This window comes from Bacillus sp. 196mf (assembly GCF_003217275.1).
GTDB classification, from domain to species: Bacteria; Bacillota; Bacilli; order Bacillales; family Bacillaceae_G; genus Bacillus_A; species Bacillus_A thuringiensis_S.
Window position 1 is genome coordinate 69,133 of the sequence record NZ_QJTG01000008.1, and the last position, 22,160, is coordinate 91,292.

Here is a 22,160-nt window from a genome sequence, read left to right on the forward strand (position 1 = left end):
TGTTTGGCGGCTTTGTATTTCCTTCTCCACTACCGTTGTTTGGCGGCTTTGTATTTCCTTCTCCACTACCGTTGTTTGGCTCACTTTGCTTTTGATCTTCTGGTTTCTTTAATTCTTCTTGTTTCTTTTGCTTTTCTTTTTGCTTATTTTCATTTGGCTGTTCAGTCGTATTGGCTATTTTCGCATTTGGAGAAGTATCACGCTTCTCACCTTTAATACGTAATTCGCTATCTTCTTGAACCACACTGTTCGGCATTTTAAATTGCGATTTATCTGTAGCAAACTTACTCATCATTTCTTTAAAAATCAATTGAGCAATTTTCGTATTTTTACTACTAATATAATCATCTTTACTATCCTTTGTATATCCGGTCCATACAGCCATCGTATATTGTGGTGTATAACCAGCAAACCAACTATCACGATTAGCACTTTCTGGTAGATTATATTGTGCTATTTGTTCTAAAGAATAGTTTGTTGTCCCTGTTTTACCGGCTACATCTAAAGAACCTATATTAGCTGCTGTACCCAATCCAGATGAAACAAAAGTACGAAGCATATCAGTAATCATATATGCTGTAGAATCCTTCATAACTCGTTTTGGCTTTTGCTCAAAGCTTTTTGATTTACCATCTGGATAAACGATTTTCTTAACAAAATGTGGTTTCGTGTACTTACCATCATTACCAAATGCCGCATAAGCGCCTGCAATTTCAGTTGGTGACGCTTCATTTGTACCAATCGCTGTTGATTCGGTCGGTGCTACATTAAATGTAATACCTAGCTTTTCAGAGAAAGCTTTTGATTTATTAATTCCTACTTCTTTTGCAGTTTTAATAGCCGGGATATTTCGGGAAGTTTTCAATGCATCACGCATTGTAATTGGTCCTAAATGCTTTCTATCTGCATTTCTAACTTCTTGTCCTGTTGAATACTTATATGGAGAGTCATCAATTTGATGGTAAGTAGCCCATTTTAAATATTCAATTGCAGGAGCGTAATCAAAAATTGGTTTCATCGTGGAACCTGCTGAGCGATTTAATTCAATTGCAATATTATGTCCTTTAAAAACAGCTTTATTTTCACCACGTCCACTACCAATTGCACGTACTTCTCCTGTTTTCGTATCCATAAATGTGAAAGCCCCTTGGAATTTCTCATTTGGATAATTAATAATACCGCTATTTAAAAGCTTGTCCGCAAAATCCTGTGCCTTTGGATCTAATGTTGTATAAATTTCTAAACCGTCAGATCCAATATTTGCATCTGGCATTTCTTTTTCAACTTCTTTCACAACCGCATCCATAAAAGCAGGATATGGCATTTCTTTTTGTTCAGTTGCTTTCTTAAGTCCTTCTGTTACTGGAATTTTTGATGCGTCTTCCATTTCCTTTTTTGTAATATAACCATGTCGATTCATTAATTGAAGTACAACATTTCTTCTTTCTGTTGCTTTTTTGATATTTTGTTCTTTCGTTGGATCATAGTTATTAGGCGCTTTCATTAAGCCAGCAAGCATTGCAACTTCTGGTAGTGTTAAATCTCTCAATTCCTTACCATAGTAATTTTGTACTGCTGTTGCAATTCCGTATGAACGGTTACCTAAGTAAACTTTATTTAAATACATTTCTAAAATTTCATGTTTTGAATACTGTTGTTCTAGCTTATACGCTAAATATATTTCTTGTGCCTTTCTCTTTGACGTTTTTTCCATCGATAAGAAATAATTTTTAATAACTTGCTGCGTAATCGTACTTCCACCTTGAGAGCCGTAATCCCCTTTTAGGCTGACTAAAACTGCACGTGCAGTACCTTTAAAATCTACGCCACTGTGCTCGTAAAAACGTGCATCTTCTGTCGCTAAAAACGCATTTTCTACTAACTTAGGAATTTGACCATACATAATATTCGTTCGTTTTTCTTTCCCATATTCATATATCAATTTCCCATCTTTATCATAAATTTTTGAGGATAACGGATTAACAAGTTTTGCTTTCTCGAGTTTTGGCGCATCCTTGATCATAACGAAAAAAGTAGCAACCCCTGTGACTAACCCTACAATACCAACTAATAAACAACTAATTAAAAACTTACGAAAAAATGATGTCTTGCCTTTTGGTTTTTGTTTTTTAGCTGCTGGCTGTTTGTTCTTTTTAACTTGTCGTCGCTCCTCTCGAGAACGATAATTTTCTGACATGCTATATTCTCCTGCCTTTCAATTCTCCTTTTGATTTACTTAAAATTATTGAAGTCACTTTAAGAAATATATTCATATTTAAAAAGGGTACTAAATAGACAATTTAAGTAATAAATTTGTTCCACTTTAAGATGAGGAAGAAATTTGAGCTTATCTGATAACGAAACAGAAACGGTAATAGTGGCACAACAAAAAAATGGAATTTCATAGAAAATCCATTTTTAGCTTGATGGGCATGTGGTGGTACCCCACATCCATCAACTTAAGGATTTAGACTATTCTTGAAGTTAAAAGCACGTTACTATTCACTTATGTTAATGAGAAAAGGTGACGTGCTTTTTATAAATATTTATCAAAAACAAGAGTTGTCTTTATTTGCTAAAGAGTTATATCGATATATGTCTCCCACTACACTTAATCAATTAGCTATAGAAGCAGGCGGAATGAAATGAAAACGCAAGTGCCATGGGCATCATTTTTTATATTTGTGTGTATGGTTAAATCAACAAACCGCTACTACCTCTATTACTCAACTTTGTAGTCAATTAGAAACTTCAACAGGAGTTTTATTAATTCCCTCAGGGCTAAGCCCTGCCGCTGCATGAAGCCCACTCATAATCGAACCAAGGAATCACTTGCCGCCCGTTGACTAATCCAAATGAAAATAGCAGCTAATTCTGATCCAGAAAACTTAAGTCTTCGCCTTATAAATCCTATTTCCCTTGCAAGTTCTTCTAAGAATACAGGTGTAACATATCGTTGTAATTATTCTGCAAATGGTAATAATTCATCTTGAATCGAGAGATTCATAAGAAAACATCATCCTTTCTAATTTAGCTTGTTTAGAAAAGATAACGTTTTTTTGATATTTGAGGGTATTAAAATCACCTGAGTTGATGGTTATGTATGGTGACCCCATAGCCAAAGAAGTAAGAAGATATTTAGAAGTGCATTAAATTTTGAGGCAGTGCTTGTGAACCGTATCATAAATAAATCAGGTTGTGTATGTTCGATTTTTAAATAATACCCGAGAAGGAGTGGGTTGCAGTTATAGTAATACTCTATTTTTTGTATTTCTATAATAGATATTTTTTTAAAAAACAGAATTATCTTGACAGTTATTAAATGGATTGATAAGGTTATAAAAAAATATTTCTTATCCAGAGAGGTGGAGGGACTGGCCTTATGAAACCTCAGCAACAGGTCTGCTTAAGTAGACACTGTGCTAATTCCAGCGGGTGATAATCCTGATAGATGAGAGCTTCCGTTTTTATTTGTCAGTAACGCCCTCTTTTTTAGAGTGCGTTTTTGTTTTTTCTGGATAGTAACTAAAGGAGAGTAGAAATGGAGAACAAAAATGGGAGAGAATTTCAAAGAAAAATGCAAGCACGTCATTTAGTCATGCTATCACTTGGTGGGGTGATTGGAACTGGCTTATTCTTAAGCTCGGGTTACACTATTCAACAAGCTGGCCCGTTTGGAACAATTCTATCCTATCTGATTGGTGCGCTAGTAGTTTATCTAGTTATGCTATGTTTAGGCGAGCTTTCCGTACATATGCCTGAAACGGGCGCATTTCATAGTTATGCAGTTAAATACATTGGACCTGGTACAGGGTATACAGTAGCCTGGTTGTATTGGTTAACTTGGACTGTTGCTTTAGGGTCTGAATTTACAGCCGCAGGATTACTTATGAAGCGATGGTTTCCATCGGTTAATATTTGGGTATGGAGTGCTCTTTTTGCCATTTTGATCTTTGTATTAAATGTCCTGACTGTTAAATTTTTCGCCGAATCCGAATTTTGGTTTTCATCGATAAAGGTTATAGCTATTGTGATTTTTATTGTTTTAGGAGTAGCGGCAATGCTAGGGTTTCTTCCAATGACTCATTCAAAAGCAGCACCATTCTTTTCTAATTTTACAAGTGGAGGTTTATTTCCTCATGGTGCTACGGCCATTATGATGACCATGCTTGCGGTTAATTTTGCTTTTTCGGGAACAGAATTAATAGGCATTGCAGCTGGAGAAACAGCGAACCCAGAAAAAATGATACCGAAGGCCATTCGAACTACTCTGTGGAGATTGATCATCTTTTTTGTAGGAACGATTTTTGTTTTATCTGCGTTATTGCCTATTTCCGATGCAGGGGTATTAGAGAGCCCTTTTGTTGCAGTTCTAGAACGAATTGGGGTGCCATATTCAGCTGACATAATGAATTTCGTTATCTTAACAGCCATTTTATCTGCGGCAAACTCAGGCCTTTATGCCTCTTCTAGAATGCTTTGGTCGCTTGCTAATAAGAATACGATATCCCCGATTTTTGGGAAAATGACGAAGCAAGGTGTTCCAATCAACGCCGTCATTTTCAGTATGATGGGTGGAGCTTTGGCTTTGCTCTCAAGTATTGTGGCACCAGATACTGTCTATATCGTACTTGTTTCCATTTCCGGTCTAGCAGTAGTTATAGTTTGGATGAGTATTAGCGCTTCCCAGTTCCTATTTCGCAGACAATTTTTGAAAGAAGGAAATTCTGAAAAGGACTTGATTTATCGCACACCACTATATCCATTAGTACCAATTGCTTCTTTTATCCTTTGTCTGGCATCGTGTATTGGAATTGCATTCGATCCAACACAGAGAATTGCCTTATATTGCGGCATACCGTTTATTTTGTTTTGCTATGGAAGTTATTATCTAACAAAAAATCTAAAAAAGAGGGGTGTAGATTATGTCGAACAAAATCAACCCAATTGATGCTATTTTATCCCAACATTCCATTATGCTTCTTGACGGAGCATTAGCTACTGAATTGGAGGCGCATGGATGTAATTTGGACGATCCCCTTTGGTCGGCACGTGTGTTACTAGAAAACCCGGAACTAATTTATCAGGTGCATTCGGACTATTTTCGTGCTGGAGCAGACTGTGCCATAACAGCAAGCTATCAAGCTACTATTAGTGGGTTTTCCGCGCGTGGAATACAAGAACAGGAAGCTTTGGAATTAATTAAGAAAACGGTGTTACTTGCAAGAAAGGCAAGAGATGATTTTTGGAAGGAAAATACGCAAACGAATAGGCCTAAACCATTGGTTGTTGCATCAGTTGGGCCGTACGGAGCTTACCTTGCAGATGGTTCAGAGTATGTAGGTAACTATGTTGTGACAGATAAAACATTAGCAGACTTTCACCGTTCGAGAATGTCTGCGTTAATCGAAGCAGGTGCAGATCTATTGGCATTTGAAACGATCCCTTGCCTGCAAGAAGCAAGAGTATTAGATACATTATTGCGTGAGTTTCCAGAAACATATGCGTGGCTTTCCTTTTCGCTAAAAAATGAGAAAGAGATTAGTGAAGGTATGAAACTAGTGGAGTGTGCACGAGTTTTTGAGAAAAGTGAACAAATTGTAGCGATAGGCATCAATTGTGCACCCGTAACTGTTGTGACTGGTGCAATCCAAGAGTTACGGGCAAACACAAAAAAACCAATTATTGTTTATCCAAACTCTGGTGAAACTTATAATCCAGAAACAAAAACATGGCATGGTCATGAACAATGTAACACGTTGGATATTCAATCTGAAGAATGGTACCAAGCAGGTGCACGTTTAATAGGCGGATGCTGCAGAACGACACCTTATCACATTGAGGAGATATCGAACAAGTGGCGTTCTTCCGAGTTTTTCTATTCGAACGAAGCAAAACAGTAATGTAATGGATGATAATCTAACTTTGTGTGTATTTTCATGATTTTTCTTGTTCAGGAATCTACAGTTACGTCTAGTGGCACAAAAAGTCTTTTTAGAGACACAAATGTGGATAGTAGCCTCGGGAATCCAGTGGACTTTTGGGTACCTTAGGTATGGAAAAGAATTAGGGAAAATAAAAACTGTTAGTTTAATAGACATGGTAGACAACATGCTGAATCTTTTAATGAAGATGTAGTTGATCCAATTGAAGGTGAAGGGGACCATTTATTCGTAATTAAAGTTAACGAAAAGGTTAATTTAGTTATTCAAAAAATAGTTCAATAACTATATGAAAATTTGTTGTAGTAGTAAATGTGGTCATATTGTTGTAAAAAAGGATAGATGTAAACAGGTATACTCTCCTGTTCAACTATCCTTTCCTTTTTACATACAATATTAAAATCCAAATTAGTTCCTTTTAGGAAGGTACCAATATAAACAAGACATTTAAATACATTTTAATCTTCTTTTGTGCAGTATTTTATATTGCAATGGTTTGTAGGATTATTTATATAAACTTTGTTCAAGATCATTTTATTCCTCCAAGCAGGAAATCTAAGATTGAACATAAACATTTATAATTAGGTATAAGGAGAGCTGTACAAGATACTCTTGATTTCCCAAGATTATGAGGATAATATTTTTGATACTGTTTAGCTTCATCTAAAATGAAGAAGAACATCACGTTTACACATTCTTTTTCTACCCAATCCATATCATAAGTTTCTATACTATAATGTTTAAAATAATCATCAATGTCATTAATGAATCTTTTTTCTCCATCCGTTCCAGTAATTCGTTTATATTGCAATTCTTTAAACGATTTCATTTCAAGTCGGCAAGTTTCTTCTAACCACTCATATCGTTGCTTAACTGCTTCCGTCTTATTTTCATACCAATCCTCATGCCCTTCATAATATTTCTTCATACATTCAGGTCTCTGTTTATTTCTTAAATAGCTTGGCAATTAAACCAAATTTACGTTATTTCTTTGCGGAAATAGGTTGAAACCAACTATCCCTATCATTTAACTGAACTTCAAAAACATATATAGGCTGTGAGAAACCTTTTGTATCAGTATAGTAATCTATATTATATTTTGTAATGAATAATGTATCACCTGCTTTGAAGGATCCTATAGGATCAAACTCTCCTTGTTTCAATTTTTGAAATGCCTCCTTTGGAGAAAGAATTTCAACATCTCGAATATGTGATTTTTTTGTACCATAATATTTGTAAACAGGCATTTTTTTCCCTTCGTCTTTTAACTGTATTGATGTTTTCATAGTAACTTGAGACATATCATTTTTTGTAATGGGATCAATAGGCATATTTCCAAATTCCTTCATTTGATACGAAATCATTATTCCTAGTGCGACGAAACTTACTGTAATGGGAAGGTATAAATATTTGATTATTTTGGTATCTGTTTGATTTTTTTTTCAAAAATATAAGAACTATGTTTAACACAGAATATCCTAGCATCATGCCTAAAGTATTATGAAGTAAATCCGCTAGTTCCATACTTCCTCGTTGCAGTGTGAATTCAAGAATTTCAATCAATAAACTTGCTATAATTGAGATGATTAACATCCATTTTGTTTTTTGAAAAACCTTACTAAATAATGGGAATAAAATTCCTAAAGGAAAAAGCATACCTATATTCACAATGATATGGAAAAAGGAAGTAAATGAAAATGTATTCCATGCTTTTTTATAAACACTAAGTACGTCAAAATCAATGGTTCTTACAAAGGCCATATCATCTGAACGACCAAATGAAGTAGCTGATAATGCAAGGGAATAATATCCTGTTATTAAAACAAACAATATAATTTGTTTTACAGTAAGTTTTTTTTCTCCTTTACATATCTTTTTGTATAATACAAAATAACTAAAAACAAATAAAAGTAGTAACAAGAATGTGAGTAGAATCGTAGTAATCGCATAGCTAGCGATTAGATTAAAAATAGTGTTCATTTTACACCTCTGTTTTTATGAATATAATTTTGTACAGTGATTACTAATTCAACAATCGAGCTTTGGACCTTCAAAGGCTCGCAAAAGATATAGGATTTATTCGTTAGGGAAGTAATTTTAAACAAGGCTGAATAAGATAAAATCGTCATGCCGTTCAAAAATACGAGCTAAATTTACATAAATAACTGTCAAGAGATAAAGTTTTTGTTTTGGGGTTCCTGAAAATATTAGCTTGATGGGCATAGGGTACAGCCCAGTAATTGAAAAATCGCCTTTCTTGTTTTTCTCTCTATTTTTTTGTTGCTTACATTAGAGATGCTAAACTGTATAATGACTCATATTAAACTTATAAATAGACTTGTTAGTAACTTTTCATACTAATTATTCCTTTCTTCATGCTGTAATACTTAATAGACAACCTAAACAATAAAGTTGTTCCACATTTACAAAAAAAATAATTAAATATAAGATGAAATAGGCTACATAAGGGAGGGTTATATGTTACATACAAAAAGATGGAGATTTTTTGCGGTTCTTTCTATTCTAGGTTTGATTTTACTAATTTTATTAAAAATCAACTTCATTTCAATTACTATCGCAACTTCTTCAGCTGAAAGAGGAAAGATTTTTGATCAAAATGGTGCAATACTAGCTACAAATAAGAAAATTAAGTCTCTATATTGCACTTCTAATAATGAAAAGCTATCGAAACAAGACACATCAAACACATTAGCTTTTTTTAATCAATTTTCAAGCGAGTTTCAACATGATATTTCTACAAAGAACATAAAATCTCAATTACAACAATCTTGTAAAAAGCAGACTATGAATGATATACCGTTATACTCTGATATAACTGAGAATGAACTTGCATTCATAAACAAAAACAAACCCAATAATGTAATAATTAATGATGAATGGATTCGATATTATCCTAAACACGAAATTGGTTCGCAGGTAATTGGGTATGTAGAAAATGACCTTAAATCAAAGCATATGCTTGTTGGAAAAAGTGGGATTGAGTTGCAATATGAAAATGATTTAAAAGGAAAACCAGGAAAAACTCTTATTTTTAAGATTGGTAATAAAAAGTTCTTCTGGAACATTCAAAACGTACAAAAAGGAAAAGATGTCCGGCTATCCTTAGACTCTAAATTGCAGCAAAAAACAGAGGAAGCATTAAGATCCCAAATTAAGAAATTACCTGATGCTAAAGGTGGTTATGCTGTAGTGAGCGATGTAAAAACTGGTGCAATTTTAACTATGGCCAACTCGGCAGTATTTAATCCAAATACATATGTATCATCTAAAAATGAAAACTTTAAATCACTTTCGCAAAATAAAACAATTCAAAAATTAAAGTATGGTGAATCTTATGTAAATATGTCCTCTACTATAAAACCTCTTACTATTTTAATTGGATTAAACGAAAAGCTTTTTCAACCTGAAGATACTTATTTAGATAAGGGTACCTTTCAGTATGATAATCAAAATAACATTTCGAATGCACCTGGAACGCCAACAGGTGAGATTACACCAAGGCAGGCTATCATTAATTCATCTAACACATTTATGACAGCAAAAGTAGCTCTGCCCTTATTCAACCAAAATAATGGGAATATAGAAAAAGTGGCACATATATGGACAGATTATTTAATGCAATTCGGCCTACGTTCTAAAACCGGGATTGATTTACCCTTTGAAGAAGACGGACAATATGAATTCCATCCATCTAATACGTTTGAAAAGGGGCTCTCCGCTTTATTAAATGCCTCTTGGGGAGAAAATGAAGTGCATACCCCCCTTCAACTCGCTCAATATGCAGCAACTTTGGCAAGTAAAGGTGATAAATATAAACCTCAAATTGTAAGTGCTATTATTGGTCAAGATGGTAAAGAAACCAAAAAGTTTAAACCCCTTTTAGAAAGTTCAAATCGTTATCCTATGGAATTTTGGAGTGTCGTGCAAGGTGGAATGGGTCAGAATATAGAGGAGATTAAAAATTTACCCTTTCATGTCGCAGGTAAAACGGGTAGTACAGGTTCTCCTAATGAGCAAGAAAGAATGATAAATCATTCTCTTTTCATTTCATATGCTCCTACCGAAAATCCACAAATCGCAATTTCTGTCGTTATTCCGGGTAGTAATTCAGAAAAAAACATCGCTGCTCTCGTTACAGCAGAAGTTTTAGAGTTCTGGCATACACTTCAATAAGAAAATAAAAACAAAGAGGAAGGTTCATTAAAGTGAACCTTCCTCTTTTACCATATAGAATCTATATTTATTATTTTCCACATACCTTCATGATCCTTTTCGAACACAAATGAATATTTAATATCCGTTAAAACATATTCTTTTTGTACATACCCAGTATTACCGTTAAATGTCGATATTTTTATATATTCCTCATTCTGTACTTTTTCTGGAATCCAAGCTTTTACCATTTCATTAGTTACTTCGTATAAAACATGTGCTTCTCGTTTTGGTTCAGCTAAAATCTTCGTTTTATTTCCAGTAACAGTTGCATATATATAATGCGCCTGCTTTGGTTGGTCACTTTCTGTCAATCCACTTGGTACTTTATATATTTGCTTTGTATCATTTGCAAACTCTCCCCCCATTGTAAGAGCGACTTGCAACTCATGAAAAATATCTTCATTAAACTTCAATTCATCCTTCTTATAACTCTTCCCTTTAAATAGAACTTCCTCATTTAATGCTCTATACAAATCATTTTCATTTTTTGAATTTGTACTTTGATATAAATCATTCATAAATTGTTTCAATGATGCATCTTGAGCAGATTCATCTTTTGTTTTCGGCTCAATTTGAGTACTACTTTGTACCGGTGATTTATTATCATCAAGCCAAGGTTGTTGAACAATGAAAAATAACATTGTACAAACCAAAACAACTACAACAGGCAATGCTTTTTTTCGAAATGGTCTCTTATATGTTACAGAATCTACTTTACTATTTTGATATACCGATTGCTTTATTTTATCAATATATTCTTCTTCATCTTTCCGATGCTCCATTGGTCCTTTTTTCAATTTACTATACCAGTCAGGATTTTTTTTACTGTTCATCACTTCTACCCTCCCCTATTAGTTTTGAAACTTTACTTCTCGCTCTACTTAATCTAGATTTGACTGTTCCAATTGACACACCTAATGTTTCAGCCATTTCTTCATAAGATAATTCATATTTTGCGTCTAATATTAGTATTTCACGGTGTTTTTTAGGTAGTTTTAATACAACATCCCACACTTCATTTAGTTCCTCTTGTTTAAAAAACTGTTGTTCTGCCGAAGAAGACTGCTTGTCGTCACTAAAAAATCCCACTAAAGATATCCTTTTAAAATAAGCGGATTTTAAATAGTTTATTGCTGTATTTCTTGTGATTTTTAATATCCACGTTTTAATAGATGAATCCTTTCGAAACGAATGCCAATGTTTAAAAACCTTTATAAAGACATCTTGTGTGATATCATCTGATAAGTGTGGATCTTTTGTAATAATAAATGAATAATTCCATACATCTTGCCAATAGTCTTTAATAACATAGTCGAGCTCGTCATGATTACATTTTTCAATAAACTTCTGTCCCATTTCTACACCTCAAACTCATTTGAATAAACATAAAACTGCCCTCACTTTTAATATGGTTTCAATATATAGACATGATACAAGTTTCATTTGTTCCATACCGCTTTTTTCTATATAGCTACGCTTTCTTTATTTCCTCTTAACGTTACGTAGCTCTTCTTGCGCCCTTTGTATTTTGGTCCTGGTGCAAAAACAACGTAAAAGAGAATAAAACATATATATTCCTAACGAAATCGTATTTTATGTTACAAGTCCATCTACTATATTATTCAATTACTTTTGTTGTCTAAGTTGCTTACTATCAGGTATGCCTTTTTCTTTTTTCAACTACTCAATTGCTATAGAATAAGCCGGATTCTTATCGATTGTTATTACACGTGGCTTCGAAACATGAAAAGGCCGCAGCGCTATATAATAAGAAAATTCCGGATTCAAACTTTCTATTTTGAGTACGTTTAATTTATAGAAAACAAATAACAACATAATTTTCTCAATAAGTAATATTCTTATTTCAATACAAAATTCTTACAATTGATGCTATACCTGTATCAAGGGGAGCGTTTTAGTTAATTAGGGAGAAAAATTGTAAAAATGATATGGGAGGAACAAAAAATGTCATTGAAAAAGAAATTAGGTGTTGGAGTGGTTTCAGCCGCTCTTGGTATGTCTTTAATTGGTGGGGGAACATATGCATATTTTAGCGATCAAGTTGTGACAAATAATACATTTGCTGCAGGTACATTGGATTTAGCTATGCAACCAACTACTTCACTTAACTTAGAAAATTTAAAACCTGGGGACAAAATATTAAAAAAATTCAATTTAAAAAATAGTGGTTCCTTAGATATTAAAGATATCATGATGAAAATAGACTATACTGTAAACGACTTAAAACAAAATAATACTACAGAAGATTTCGGTAAACATATTAAAGTACAATTTCTTTGGGATTGGGATCCTGCAAAAAGCCCTGCATACGAGACAACCCTTGCAGAACTAAAATCACAAAGTTCAGAGATTGTCTCCAAAAAAGTATTTCATTCTAAGTGGACTGAAACAGGGGGGTTAAAACCTGGGAAAATGGATTGGTTTTGGATAAAGTTTGTATTTGAAGACAACGGCACAGATCAGAACGTGTTCCAAGGGGATAGTATTGCGTTAAAAATGGAGTTCCAAGCCAATCAAACAGAGGGAAAAGAAAGATAATTTTACAAAAATATCGTTGGAAAAATGTAAAACTGAGCTTGTAATTTTTTATAATTTGTCAAATTGACCATCAAATTTCCATATAAAAAACCAGTGATACTAGTACATGTGTAGGATATCACTGGTTTTTTTGAGTTTAACATTTTGTATGTTTTGTAAAACTATTTTTCTTTCGGAAGTACAATTCTTTTATACAATTGAACTGTAATCAAGTAGTAAATCGAGTAAATCACTACGAAAATAATAATTGGTAGCCAAATACGAAAGTACGGATCAGCCAAAAGAACGCTGAACATGTTTATACCAACTAATACGTGAACAATACCCACAATTGCTGGGACTAAAAATACGAAGAATAACTCTTTATAAATCGATTGTATTAATAACTCCCTGCGAACACCGATTTTACGAAGCATTTGATAACGTGTACTATCTTTGGATGCACCGGATAGAATTTTAAACATTAAGCAGCTTGCCATCATTGCTAAAAATGCAACTCCAACGAAAAAACCCATAAATATTAGTCCGCTGGCAAAATTATGACTCACAATATACGCTTGATACTTACTATCCAATTCTTCCGCTCTCACATTTTTATATTTTGCCATCTGTAATTCATCAAGTTTTTTCCATTCTTTTATGTATGATCCAAAATCATCTGTTCTCCCCATAAACACAGTACTTTCTTTACCCTTCATACCATCGTATATGTTTTGATCTACAATTTTCATTTCATAATCAGGATACATATAATCTGGCTGGATCGTTCTGAAAGCCTGGATCCATTGTTTTGTGTTCGTCTCTCCTTGAACCCGTTTTATTGAAAATGCACCAATGGGTATTTCCTCTGAAACTTTCTCTATTTTCATACCTTGCAAGAAAGGACGATTTTTTTCTACATCTTCTTTAAGATAATAAACATACCTATCATCAACTTTGTAATGATATTCATGTTTTTCTTGAAATAAGATACCACCCAAAATTTTCTTTTCTTCCGCTGTTGGATTATGAATGACTGAATCGTAAATTCGCATTTGATCTGTCGTTTTTAGGATGTTGTTTTTAAATGCCATACCACAAGCAATTCCACCAGCACCAAGAGCCACTAAGATTGCTACTGTTGCAAGCACATTTGTTAGACCATTAATGCGGAAATTTAATTGTGCAAAAGTAAAAGCATTTAAGCCTTTTTCACTATGTTTTTTATTACTCTTTAGCTTGTTAATCATAACTGGGAGAAGTGATCCAAATATAAGGTAAGTACCAACGGTTGCTGTGATTAATCCAACGGCCATTAATCCCAAAGCAATTAGCGGATTTACATATGACATATAAATCAATGATGCATAACCAATACCCAATAAAAGAATACCAAGGAATGCAACTACAACGGTCATTTTTCCTTTTACGGCGACACGTTCAGTTTGTGCATCTGCATGTACAAGTTGCAGTACAGAAATACGCGATAATTTAATACTATTCATAATTGCTGATAATATAAATAGTACAAAGAAGTAGACGCAAGTAATAGTTATTGATGGTAGATAAAATGCTTTATAACCTTCACCAGCAAACTCGAGTTGTTTCATTAATAGTTGACCGATACCTTCTGCAAGTCCTACACCAATTGTAATTCCAATCGCAAGAGACACAGCGCCTAATACGATTGTTTCGATAAACATAAGTAATGTAACTTTATGCTTTTTTGCTCCTAACATCATATACATACCAAATTCTTTTTGACGAAGAGCTGATAAGAAAGAGTTTGCATATAAAATATAGAAAAATGTGATAACCGCTAACAAAAAGGAACCAATTTTAAAGACAGCGACAATATCCCTAATAGAAGAATTAGATTCAAGGAACGTTTTATTGGATGCTAGCGTTTGAAACATATAAAAAGTTGAAATAGAGACAATAAGACCAACAAGTAAAACAATGTAATCTTGCAACTTACTTTTTAGGCCTGACATAGAAAGTTTAAATAACATGATTGAACTTCCTTCCTTACGCTTTTTGTGTGCCTAAGTTTGCAAGCACGTCTAAAATTTCTTTATAGAATTCTTCACGGGTACCACCGCGATGAATTTCTTTATATAACTCACCATCTTGAATGAATAAAATACGCTGACAGTAACTTGCGCTGTAAGGATCATGCGTCACCATCATAATGGATACACCTTGTTCTTTATTTAAGTTTGTCATCGCATCCAGTAAACTTGTTGCATTTTTAGAATCAAGCGCTCCTGTTGGCTCGTCCCCTAAAATAATTGCTGGCTCATGCACTAACGCACGTGCTGCTGCTGAACGCTGTTTTTGTCCACCAGATACTTCAGATGGATACTTTTGAAGGATTGCTGAAATTCCTAACATATCAGCTACCTTTTCTACTTTCTGTCCAATATTTCGTGATGGGACACCCTGAAGTGAAAGTGGAAGTGCAATATTTTCGTAAATAGATAAATTTTCTAATAAGTTAAAGTCTTGGAAAATGAATCCTAATTTTTGCGAACGGAAATCAGAAAGCTCACCTTGCTTCATTTTCGTAATATCCGTACCCGCAATTTCAACAACACCGCCTGTCGCTTTATCTAACGTTGAAATTACATTTAATAATGTTGTTTTACCAGAACCAGATGGCCCCATAATTCCGACAAACTCCCCCTCATGAATTGAGAATGAAACACCTTTTAACGCGTGTGATTGGTTATCACCTTTTTTACCGTAAACTTTTTGGACGTTTTTCACGTCTACAACTGGTTTCGTCATATATATCCTCCTACGTTTGTTTTTTCATTTCTTTAAAATAAGTTGCTATTCATATTTGCTACTAACAAAATAGTCATGTTGCATCTACCTTTTCCATAAGGCTGTCACGATGTATCCACTTGGAAGCTGTAAAGAAAATTTTATTTTAATTTCTCCACTCACCTCATCGCTTTGAATACATACATGATAAACTATAAAAATTAGGAAACACCCTGAAAAAACCTTAAGAATTCTTAAGGTTTATAAAAAAAAAGCTTATGGAACCTGTAATTCCATAAGCCAATCTATTCGATTGGATGTTCAACAATAAAGGATATCCAACCTTCTTTATATTCTGCATGTATATTACCATGATGAAGTTCAACAATTCTTTTTGAAATAGCAAGCCCCAGTCCATTTCCTTGATCATTTTTTCTTGCCTTATCACCCCTGAAAAACCTTTCAAACAATTTATTCGGATCGCTAACAGGCGGTTTCTCGACTTTATTTGATACTTTCAAAATTGCCTTGTTACCTATTAGTTCAAGACATATAGATAATTCGGATGGTTTCATGCTGTACTTTATCGCATTCATAAACAGATTTTCATATACACGTACCATTTTTTCTGCATCTATGAAAATAGGTATTGTTTCTTGTGTAATTGATTTTTGAACGATTAAGCGTTCCTTTTCAAATATAGGAATGTATTCTCCAACTATTTGCTCCAACAAACCTGATAAATCGACTTCATTAAGATTTAACTTAGCATCTACGCCTGATAAACGAGTATATTCAAACAGCTCATCAATTAAATATTTCAGTCTCTGTGCCTTTGAATACGTGGTTTCAAGGTATTCCTGTAATTGTGTTTTACTATTGTATTGCCCTCGTTTTAATAAATCTATATAGCCAATAATAGATGTTAACGGTGTGCGTAAATCATGAGATACGTTCGTTATAAGTTCATTTTTTGTACGTTCTAATCGTCTTTCTTGTTCAAATGTATTTTCCAATTCCTTGGACATATAGTTGATATTTTGAGCAAGTTGGGTCAATTCGTCCTTCCCCTTAATCCCAATTGTCAAACCCAGTTTTCCATTGGCAATATCATTTACATTATCCGAAATGAGCTTCAAATATACTATTTTCTTTCGAACCAATATCAAAAAAAGTATGATAAAGGTAAAGATTGCGAACGCGAATAAGAAAAACAATGCCAAATTGCCTTCAAACATACCAAATTCTTCGTGTTTTACAAATAATGGATCTATGACGTATACCAAAATGAGGATTGTTAAACCAAATGAAATAAAAAAACTAATTGCAACAGCACCAAGAAGTTTTGTAATGATCTTATTTCTGAAACTAACATTCTTCATATTTTATACCCAATTCCCCAAACAGTTTTAATGTAAATGGGATGTTTAGAATCCTCTTCAATTTTATCTCTTATTTTTGTAATATGCACCATGACGGTATTGTCTGATTTATAAAAAACCTCTTCCCAAACTGCTTCATATATTTTTGCTACACTCAGGACACTCCCTTTGTTGCGGGCAAGTAGTTCGAGAATAGCAAACTCTTTTGGAGTTAACCTTGTTTCTTTTCCTCTTATCCATACTTGACGTGTATCTGTATTCACGGTTAAGTCACCAATTTCTAGAATGCTTTTATTATGTTCTATTGATGAATTGTATTTTTTAAACCTTCTTAATTGGGATTTTACCCTAGCGATTAATTCCAAGGGATTAAACGGTTTTGATAAATAATCGTCTGCACCAGAGGCTAGGCCCTGAATTTTGTCTATATCCTCAGATTTTGCAGATAGCATAATGATAGGCATATTGCGATCTTCCCTAATTTTCATACATGCTTCAATGCCATCCATATTCGGCATCATAATATCTAAAATAATCAAATCAAAGTCCTTTTCTTCTAACAGTTGTAAAGCTTGTATAGCATCTTCTGCCTTTTGAGTTTTTAGGCCTTCATTTTCCAGATATACCGAGATAAGATTTCTAATCTCTTTATCATCATCAACAATAAGAATTTTCGACTCCATTTTATTCCTCCACATTAAATGCAATAAGTATTCAATAAAGCATATATTTGTTGTTACTTAGTTAATAAACTTAATAGAGATGGTTTCTATCTTCTTTCTTTACTTAAGACGATCTTTTGTAAAATACACAAAAAGACCGTCACAGTATTGTGACGGAAAAACAGGAAAATTTCAATAACTAATACTATTATTATTTATTTTTAGCTTTTAAGACACCCAGCGCTATTTTGGTTGCTTCTGCAATAAGCTTATCATCGTATTTAGCATCCTCTTTATCATGATTAGAAAGTATCGCAAGAACAATTGGCTTTTTATTTGGTGGCCAAATAATTGCGATATCATTTCTGGTTCCATAAGATCCCGATCCCGTCTTATCAGCTACTTCCCATCCTCCTGGAACTCCAGCACGAATTAAGTTGTCTCCCGTAGTATTCCTTTTCATCCAATCTATTAATAAATCCCGTTTCTCAGTTGAAAGTACATCTCCTAGCGCAAAAGACTGAAGACTAGTAGCTAATGCCTTTGGGGTACTAGTATCATGTACGTCTCCTGGATGCACTTCGTTTAACTCTGGTTCAAAACGTTCAGGATTTGTAACGGTATCTCCTATTTCTCTCAGTGATTTTTTGAATTCACTAGGTCCACCTAATTGTTTAAGAATAAGATTTTGCGCAGTATTATCACTATATCGAAGGGAAGCATCTGCAAGCTCTTTCAGAGTCATACCCCTATCAACATACTTTTCTGTAATTGGATTGTAATTAACAAGATCTTCACGAGTATACAAAACTCTTTGATTTAGATCTTCTATTGATTTCTTTTGTAAAAGTACTCCCACAGCTAAAGCTTTGTGGGTAGATGCGTATGCAAACCGTTTATCTGATTGATACGTAACGGTTTGATTCGTATCAGTGTCCAATGCATAAATACCGAGTTTAGCATCAAATTCTTTTTCAAGTTTAGCAAAAGAATCATTACCAGTAGTTTCTTGTTTGGTTTGATTTGTTTGTTTTGTTTGTTTAGGTAATTCAGATTGAGTATTACCATCGGAACAGCCTATAAGCGTTGCACATGAAAGAAATACTACAGGTACCATCTTTTTGTAATGTAAAATGTTAAAAAACTTGTTTAAGACTATCATACATTTTCAACCTCTTTCAAGAATATATAGTTTTTCTAGGTGTTATACATATCGATACAATTAAAGAGTGTATCGGATATCACTCTTCTTGCATCTCACTTTTCATAAAATGATTGAACTATCATGAACACCTGTTTTATACGTATACTTAATAGACAACCTAAGTAACAAGTTTGTTCCATTTTTATCAGTAGTCGTATCTAGAAACCTAAAAAAGTCCATTTAGAAGATTTAAATGGACTTTTTCACTCATATAATACTATCTATAGTTAAACAAATAAGATTAAATACATTTAAATTTTCTTGTTTTATCTAATAAACTGTTTAGGCATTTCTTTAACGTGCTTATCATCATCACGCCAATCATAGGTTTCTTTCTGCGAAAAATATAAAGTTTGATCTCCAATTCTAACAATATTCTTATTTACCCATTCAATATATGGATCGGTATCTGGATAATTCCAATATATATTTTTCTCTGAATCTGTATCAAGGTTAACTAATTCACCCCTAACAGCATCCGCACTTAATGATCCTGCATTATGAAAATAAATCTTGATGAGATATTTTCCATCTGGAGATTTCACTGTTCGAATTAATTCCCCTTTTGGAACACCTTGCAAACTAAAAAGTTTCCAATATCCAAATCCAATTATAATTACGAACATAGTAAGTATAGTTAGTAATACTTTTCTTTTTGTTTTTTTAATTTCACCTTTTGTATTTATAATACTCATTCAACTCCATTCCATAATATATCAAAAATGAAAATTCCCCTTTAAGAAAAATATAAAAAATCAGACAGTATACTTGAATTGCTCTTCGCATGAGAATATACTAATAAAGCAGGCTATGACGTTCCTTCCTTCTAACTTCTTTGGCGAAATAGGGATGTTACTTTCCTGCTAAACACATAGGCTATGACAATTCTTCCTTCTTTGTAGAAATTTCAAATTGTTTTAGAGTTGTCAATTTCCTATGAAAATAATTAGACTATAAAACCTCTTTCTTCTTTGGGATTGAATAAACTTTAGTTTATCAACCATTGATGTAGAGGTTTTCTTTTCTTAATTAACAAATTACCACTTAACAACTAAATGTTATACCTCTAATTTTTCACTAAAAAATAACTATGTATCCTCTGTGCATTTCTCTACAATTAGTGTCTTTATGCATGTAAAAATAAAAATCTACCACTGAAAGGAGGACAGTCGGACTATTCCCCCTCTTTTATAAGGAGTGAATAGCTGGCGTTCTCATGAAAAATTCTATTTACATAAGAAGAAGTTTGAAAGTAATTATAAAAAGAGAAGAAAATAAACTACCGAACATGTATTTAGCCACTGTTTTAAAAAACTTGGAAAGTTTAGGATTTATTTTTTCCGAGCCTTTAATAGAAGAGTTGCAAACACTTTCGGTTGATGCATTCACATCGTTTTACAAAGAGTTGGTAAAACATTTAAAAGAAATGGTTGGTGCACATATTCAGTTTACTCCTATGTATCCAAACTTTCCGCAACAAATGATGGATTTAAGTGACGCTGATTTATACATCAATGCCGTTATTCATTATGTGACGTTGTGCCTACCTGTATCAAAAGTAGAAGAACGACTTCCTCTTTTAGATAGCGTTGATTTGAAAGTTATTGACTTAGGAAGTGAAGAAGATTTCAATCAAATGATTTCTCAATTGATTAGTGCAAACAGCTCTATTTCCTCAACTGATAAGACAGATGTAGAATGGGCTATTACACACACTGAAGATGTTTCCTGTTTTCTACCTAATGTAATTCCTCATAAGGAAAATATGTCTTTTATACTTGGGGTTTTATTAATAAACAGAAAAATATCAGCCGATGCTGCTGCAAAGTATTTTAAAACAGCAACTGATGTTCTTCGCCTTGCAGTTGCTTTATCTGAAGGTGATGTGAGTTTAGCATCCTCCGTTCGATTCAAGAAGTTTAACCGAGTAGAAAGACGCTTCCTTTTAGGATTGTTAGAGCAATGCGGAAACATTACCGAAGATATGATTCGATACAAAAAACGTTGGATTCGTTTAGGTGAAATTCTTCATCCAGCAGAATATCATACTCGTTTCCCAAAAACCCACCGAGCATTTGAGATGCTTCGCAACAACATTAAAGTTGAAACATTTAATGGAAAAATAGAAGCAGCTTTGTTGAATCGTGATATCATGACAGCAAAAAATCTTTTAAAAACTCGCCCGGGGGAATTTGCCAGACGCTTGGATCATTTAATCCGTTTATGTAGTGATAAGTCAACAGATGTTTTCAATATTCTCGAAGATTTTCTAAGTATAATAGGAAACGTTTCTACTCCTGTATTACTTCAACTCACAGCTCATTTTAAGCATCGAAATGATAAAAATGAATTTCGTACCTTTTTTCCAAAGGGAAATGTAGCAAAAGCTATAGGTATCGAAAATACACTTCCATTTATCTCAGAGGATATTTGTTTAATGATTGTAAAAATGTGTGAAGATACTTTAAAAAATCGCTTCGCAGAACTTCCAAGTCTCGGAAAAGTATTTTTGGATGAACAGTTAAAAAATCACTTAGTTCCCTTCTCTCAACGTTCAGCCAGCAAAGCGCTTCGCACATTATCTCGAGGAAGTAAAGTAGATTTGCCAGAAGGAGATACGATTCGTTTTTTCCTATGGTGGAAAGAAGGCTATGTGAATGGACAACATACAGGACGTGTTGACATTGATTTGTCTGCTGCAATGTACGACGAAGATTGGCAATACAAAGAACATGTATCCTTCACGAACTTACGTTCAAAAAATTTCAAAGCCTACCATAGCGGAGATATTACTTCTGCACCAAAGGGAGCATCTGAATTCATTGATTTCGATATTCCGTCTGTACTGAAATATGGTGGACGCTATGTAGTTATGACTTTGCTTTCTTATACAGATCAACCATATAAAGATTTACCAGAATGCTTTACTGGTTGGATGGTTCGTCAATATCCTGGTTCAGGTGAAGTATTTGAACCTTCTACTGTTCAAGATAAAGTGGATATTACTGCCGACACCCAAATCTCTATTCCAGTTATTTTAGACTTAAAGGAACGAAAATTGATTTGGACAGATTTGTCTCTTACAAGAGATCTAACTTATGATAATACCATCGAGGCTAATCAAAAAGGTATGATACTAGTTGGAAAGGCTTTAACTAATTTAGTTAAACCGAATTTATATGACTTGTTCCGATTACATATTGAAGCTAGAGGTGAACTCGTTCAAGAAATCGAAGAAGCAGAAAGCATTTTTTCTTTGGATAAAGGGATTACTCCTTTCGATATCGAAAAAATAATATCTGATTTTATTGCTGACCCACAAGACTAACTACATTACAAACATTGATAATGTGTGGAAAATATCCATGTATAATGTCTATGTGAAACAGGACCTGATAGATGAATATCAGGTCCTGTTTTTTATTTA

15 protein-coding genes, 4 pseudogenes and 1 riboswitch are annotated in these 22,160 nt (G+C 33.6%); of the genes and pseudogenes, 6 read left to right on the top strand and 13 right to left on the bottom strand.

Annotation, left to right across the window (positions count from 1 at the left end; genetic code table 11):
• The coding region (locus tag ATL10_RS13790) for a transglycosylase domain-containing protein (RefSeq protein ID WP_258375774.1) at positions 1–2,197 on the bottom strand (2,197 nt) is incomplete at its 3' end.
• A 341-nt stretch (positions 2,198–2,538) separates the two neighbouring features.
• Between ATL10_RS13790 and ATL10_RS13795 the strand changes: the two are divergent.
• Positions 2,539–2,787: pseudogene (locus ATL10_RS13795) on the top strand (IS4 family transposase); the annotation flags it as partial.
• On the opposite strand, the pseudogene ATL10_RS13800 reads toward ATL10_RS13795, so the two are convergent.
• Positions 2,763–3,007: pseudogene (locus tag ATL10_RS13800) on the bottom strand (IS4 family transposase); the annotation flags it as partial. The pseudogenes ATL10_RS13795 and ATL10_RS13800 overlap by 25 nt on opposite strands.
• Positions 3,008–3,350: 343 nt before the next feature.
• A riboswitch (SAM riboswitch) is annotated at positions 3,351–3,458 on the top strand.
• 83 nt (positions 3,459–3,541) lie between these two features.
• Between ATL10_RS13800 and mmuP the strand changes: the two are divergent.
• Both mmuP and mmuM read left to right on the top strand, forming a co-directional pair.
• Positions 3,542–4,951, top strand: coding sequence for an S-methylmethionine permease (gene mmuP, locus ATL10_RS13805; RefSeq protein ID WP_110497023.1), 1,410 nt, complete (start codon positions 3,542–3,544; stop codon positions 4,949–4,951).
• On the top strand, positions 4,926–5,903 hold the full coding sequence (mmuM, locus tag ATL10_RS13810) for a homocysteine S-methyltransferase (RefSeq protein WP_098015682.1): 978 nt from the start codon (positions 4,926–4,928) through the stop codon (positions 5,901–5,903). The genes mmuP and mmuM overlap by 26 nt, the downstream gene beginning before the upstream one ends.
• A 568-nt stretch (positions 5,904–6,471) precedes the next feature.
• Here the strand turns inward: mmuM and ATL10_RS13820 are convergent.
• Both ATL10_RS13820 and ATL10_RS13825 read right to left on the bottom strand, forming a co-directional pair.
• Positions 6,472–6,870: a hypothetical protein gene (locus tag ATL10_RS13820; RefSeq protein WP_100910136.1), complete on the bottom strand. Its 399-nt coding sequence runs from the start codon at positions 6,868–6,870 to the stop codon at positions 6,472–6,474.
• A gap of 55 nt (positions 6,871–6,925) precedes the next feature.
• Positions 6,926–7,922 (bottom strand): annotated as a pseudogene (locus tag ATL10_RS13825) (VanZ family protein).
• A gap of 498 nt (positions 7,923–8,420) precedes the next feature.
• Between ATL10_RS13825 and ATL10_RS13830 the strand changes: the two are divergent.
• A complete protein-coding gene (locus tag ATL10_RS13830) occupies positions 8,421–10,136 on the top strand; it encodes a peptidoglycan D,D-transpeptidase FtsI family protein (protein WP_110497025.1) in 1,716 nt (571 codons plus the stop codon).
• Positions 10,137–10,183: 47 nt separating this feature from the next.
• Here the strand turns inward: ATL10_RS13830 and ATL10_RS13835 are convergent, their stop codons facing one another.
• The 3 genes and pseudogenes from ATL10_RS13835 to ATL10_RS13845 all read right to left on the bottom strand — a co-directional run.
• Positions 10,184–11,011, bottom strand: a complete 828-nt coding sequence (locus ATL10_RS13835; RefSeq protein WP_100910133.1) for an anti-sigma factor — start codon at positions 11,009–11,011, stop codon at positions 10,184–10,186.
• Complete coding sequence (locus tag ATL10_RS13840) at positions 11,001–11,534, bottom strand: RNA polymerase sigma factor (protein WP_000529862.1); 534 nt, start codon at positions 11,532–11,534, stop codon at positions 11,001–11,003. Before ATL10_RS13840 ends, ATL10_RS13835 begins: the two co-directional genes overlap by 11 nt.
• Before the next feature lie 273 nt (positions 11,535–11,807).
• Positions 11,808–11,939: pseudogene (locus ATL10_RS13845) on the bottom strand (IS6 family transposase); the annotation flags it as partial.
• A 204-nt stretch (positions 11,940–12,143) separates the two neighbouring features.
• Between ATL10_RS13845 and ATL10_RS13850 the strand changes: the two are divergent.
• Positions 12,144–12,737, top strand: a complete 594-nt coding sequence (locus ATL10_RS13850) for a TasA family protein (protein WP_000053759.1) — start codon at positions 12,144–12,146, stop codon at positions 12,735–12,737.
• A gap of 161 nt (positions 12,738–12,898) precedes the next feature.
• On the opposite strand, the gene ATL10_RS13855 is transcribed toward ATL10_RS13850, so the two are convergent.
• The 6 genes from ATL10_RS13855 to ATL10_RS13880 form a co-directional block, all read right to left on the bottom strand.
• On the bottom strand, positions 12,899–14,728 hold the full coding sequence (locus tag ATL10_RS13855) for an FtsX-like permease family protein (protein WP_000897819.1): 1,830 nt from the start codon (positions 14,726–14,728) through the stop codon (positions 12,899–12,901).
• A gap of 16 nt (positions 14,729–14,744) precedes the next feature.
• Positions 14,745–15,506 (bottom strand): ABC transporter ATP-binding protein, encoded by a 762-nt coding sequence (locus ATL10_RS13860; RefSeq protein ID WP_110497027.1) that lies wholly within the window; start codon positions 15,504–15,506, stop codon positions 14,745–14,747.
• 284 nt (positions 15,507–15,790) lie between these two features.
• Positions 15,791–16,867 carry a sensor histidine kinase gene (locus tag ATL10_RS13865; protein ID WP_100910132.1) on the bottom strand — a complete coding sequence of 359 codons (1,077 nt, stop codon included), beginning with the start codon at positions 16,865–16,867 and terminating at the stop codon, positions 15,791–15,793.
• Entirely contained in the window at positions 16,864–17,550 is a 687-nt protein-coding gene (locus tag ATL10_RS13870) for a response regulator transcription factor (protein ID WP_100910131.1), read from the bottom strand. The genes ATL10_RS13865 and ATL10_RS13870 overlap by 4 nt, the downstream gene beginning before the upstream one ends.
• A 190-nt stretch (positions 17,551–17,740) precedes the next feature.
• Complete coding sequence (bla, locus tag ATL10_RS13875) at positions 17,741–18,691, bottom strand: class A beta-lactamase (RefSeq protein WP_097822314.1); 951 nt, start codon at positions 18,689–18,691, stop codon at positions 17,741–17,743.
• A gap of 308 nt (positions 18,692–18,999) precedes the next feature.
• A complete protein-coding gene (locus tag ATL10_RS13880; protein WP_100910130.1) occupies positions 19,000–19,428 on the bottom strand; it encodes a DUF5412 domain-containing protein in 429 nt (142 codons plus the stop codon).
• Positions 19,429–19,949: 521 nt separating this feature from the next.
• Here ATL10_RS13880 and ATL10_RS13885 point away from each other — a divergent pair.
• Positions 19,950–22,061, top strand: a complete 2,112-nt coding sequence (locus ATL10_RS13885; protein WP_100910129.1) for a TerD family protein — start codon at positions 19,950–19,952, stop codon at positions 22,059–22,061.
• Positions 22,062–22,160: the final 99 nt, after the last annotated feature.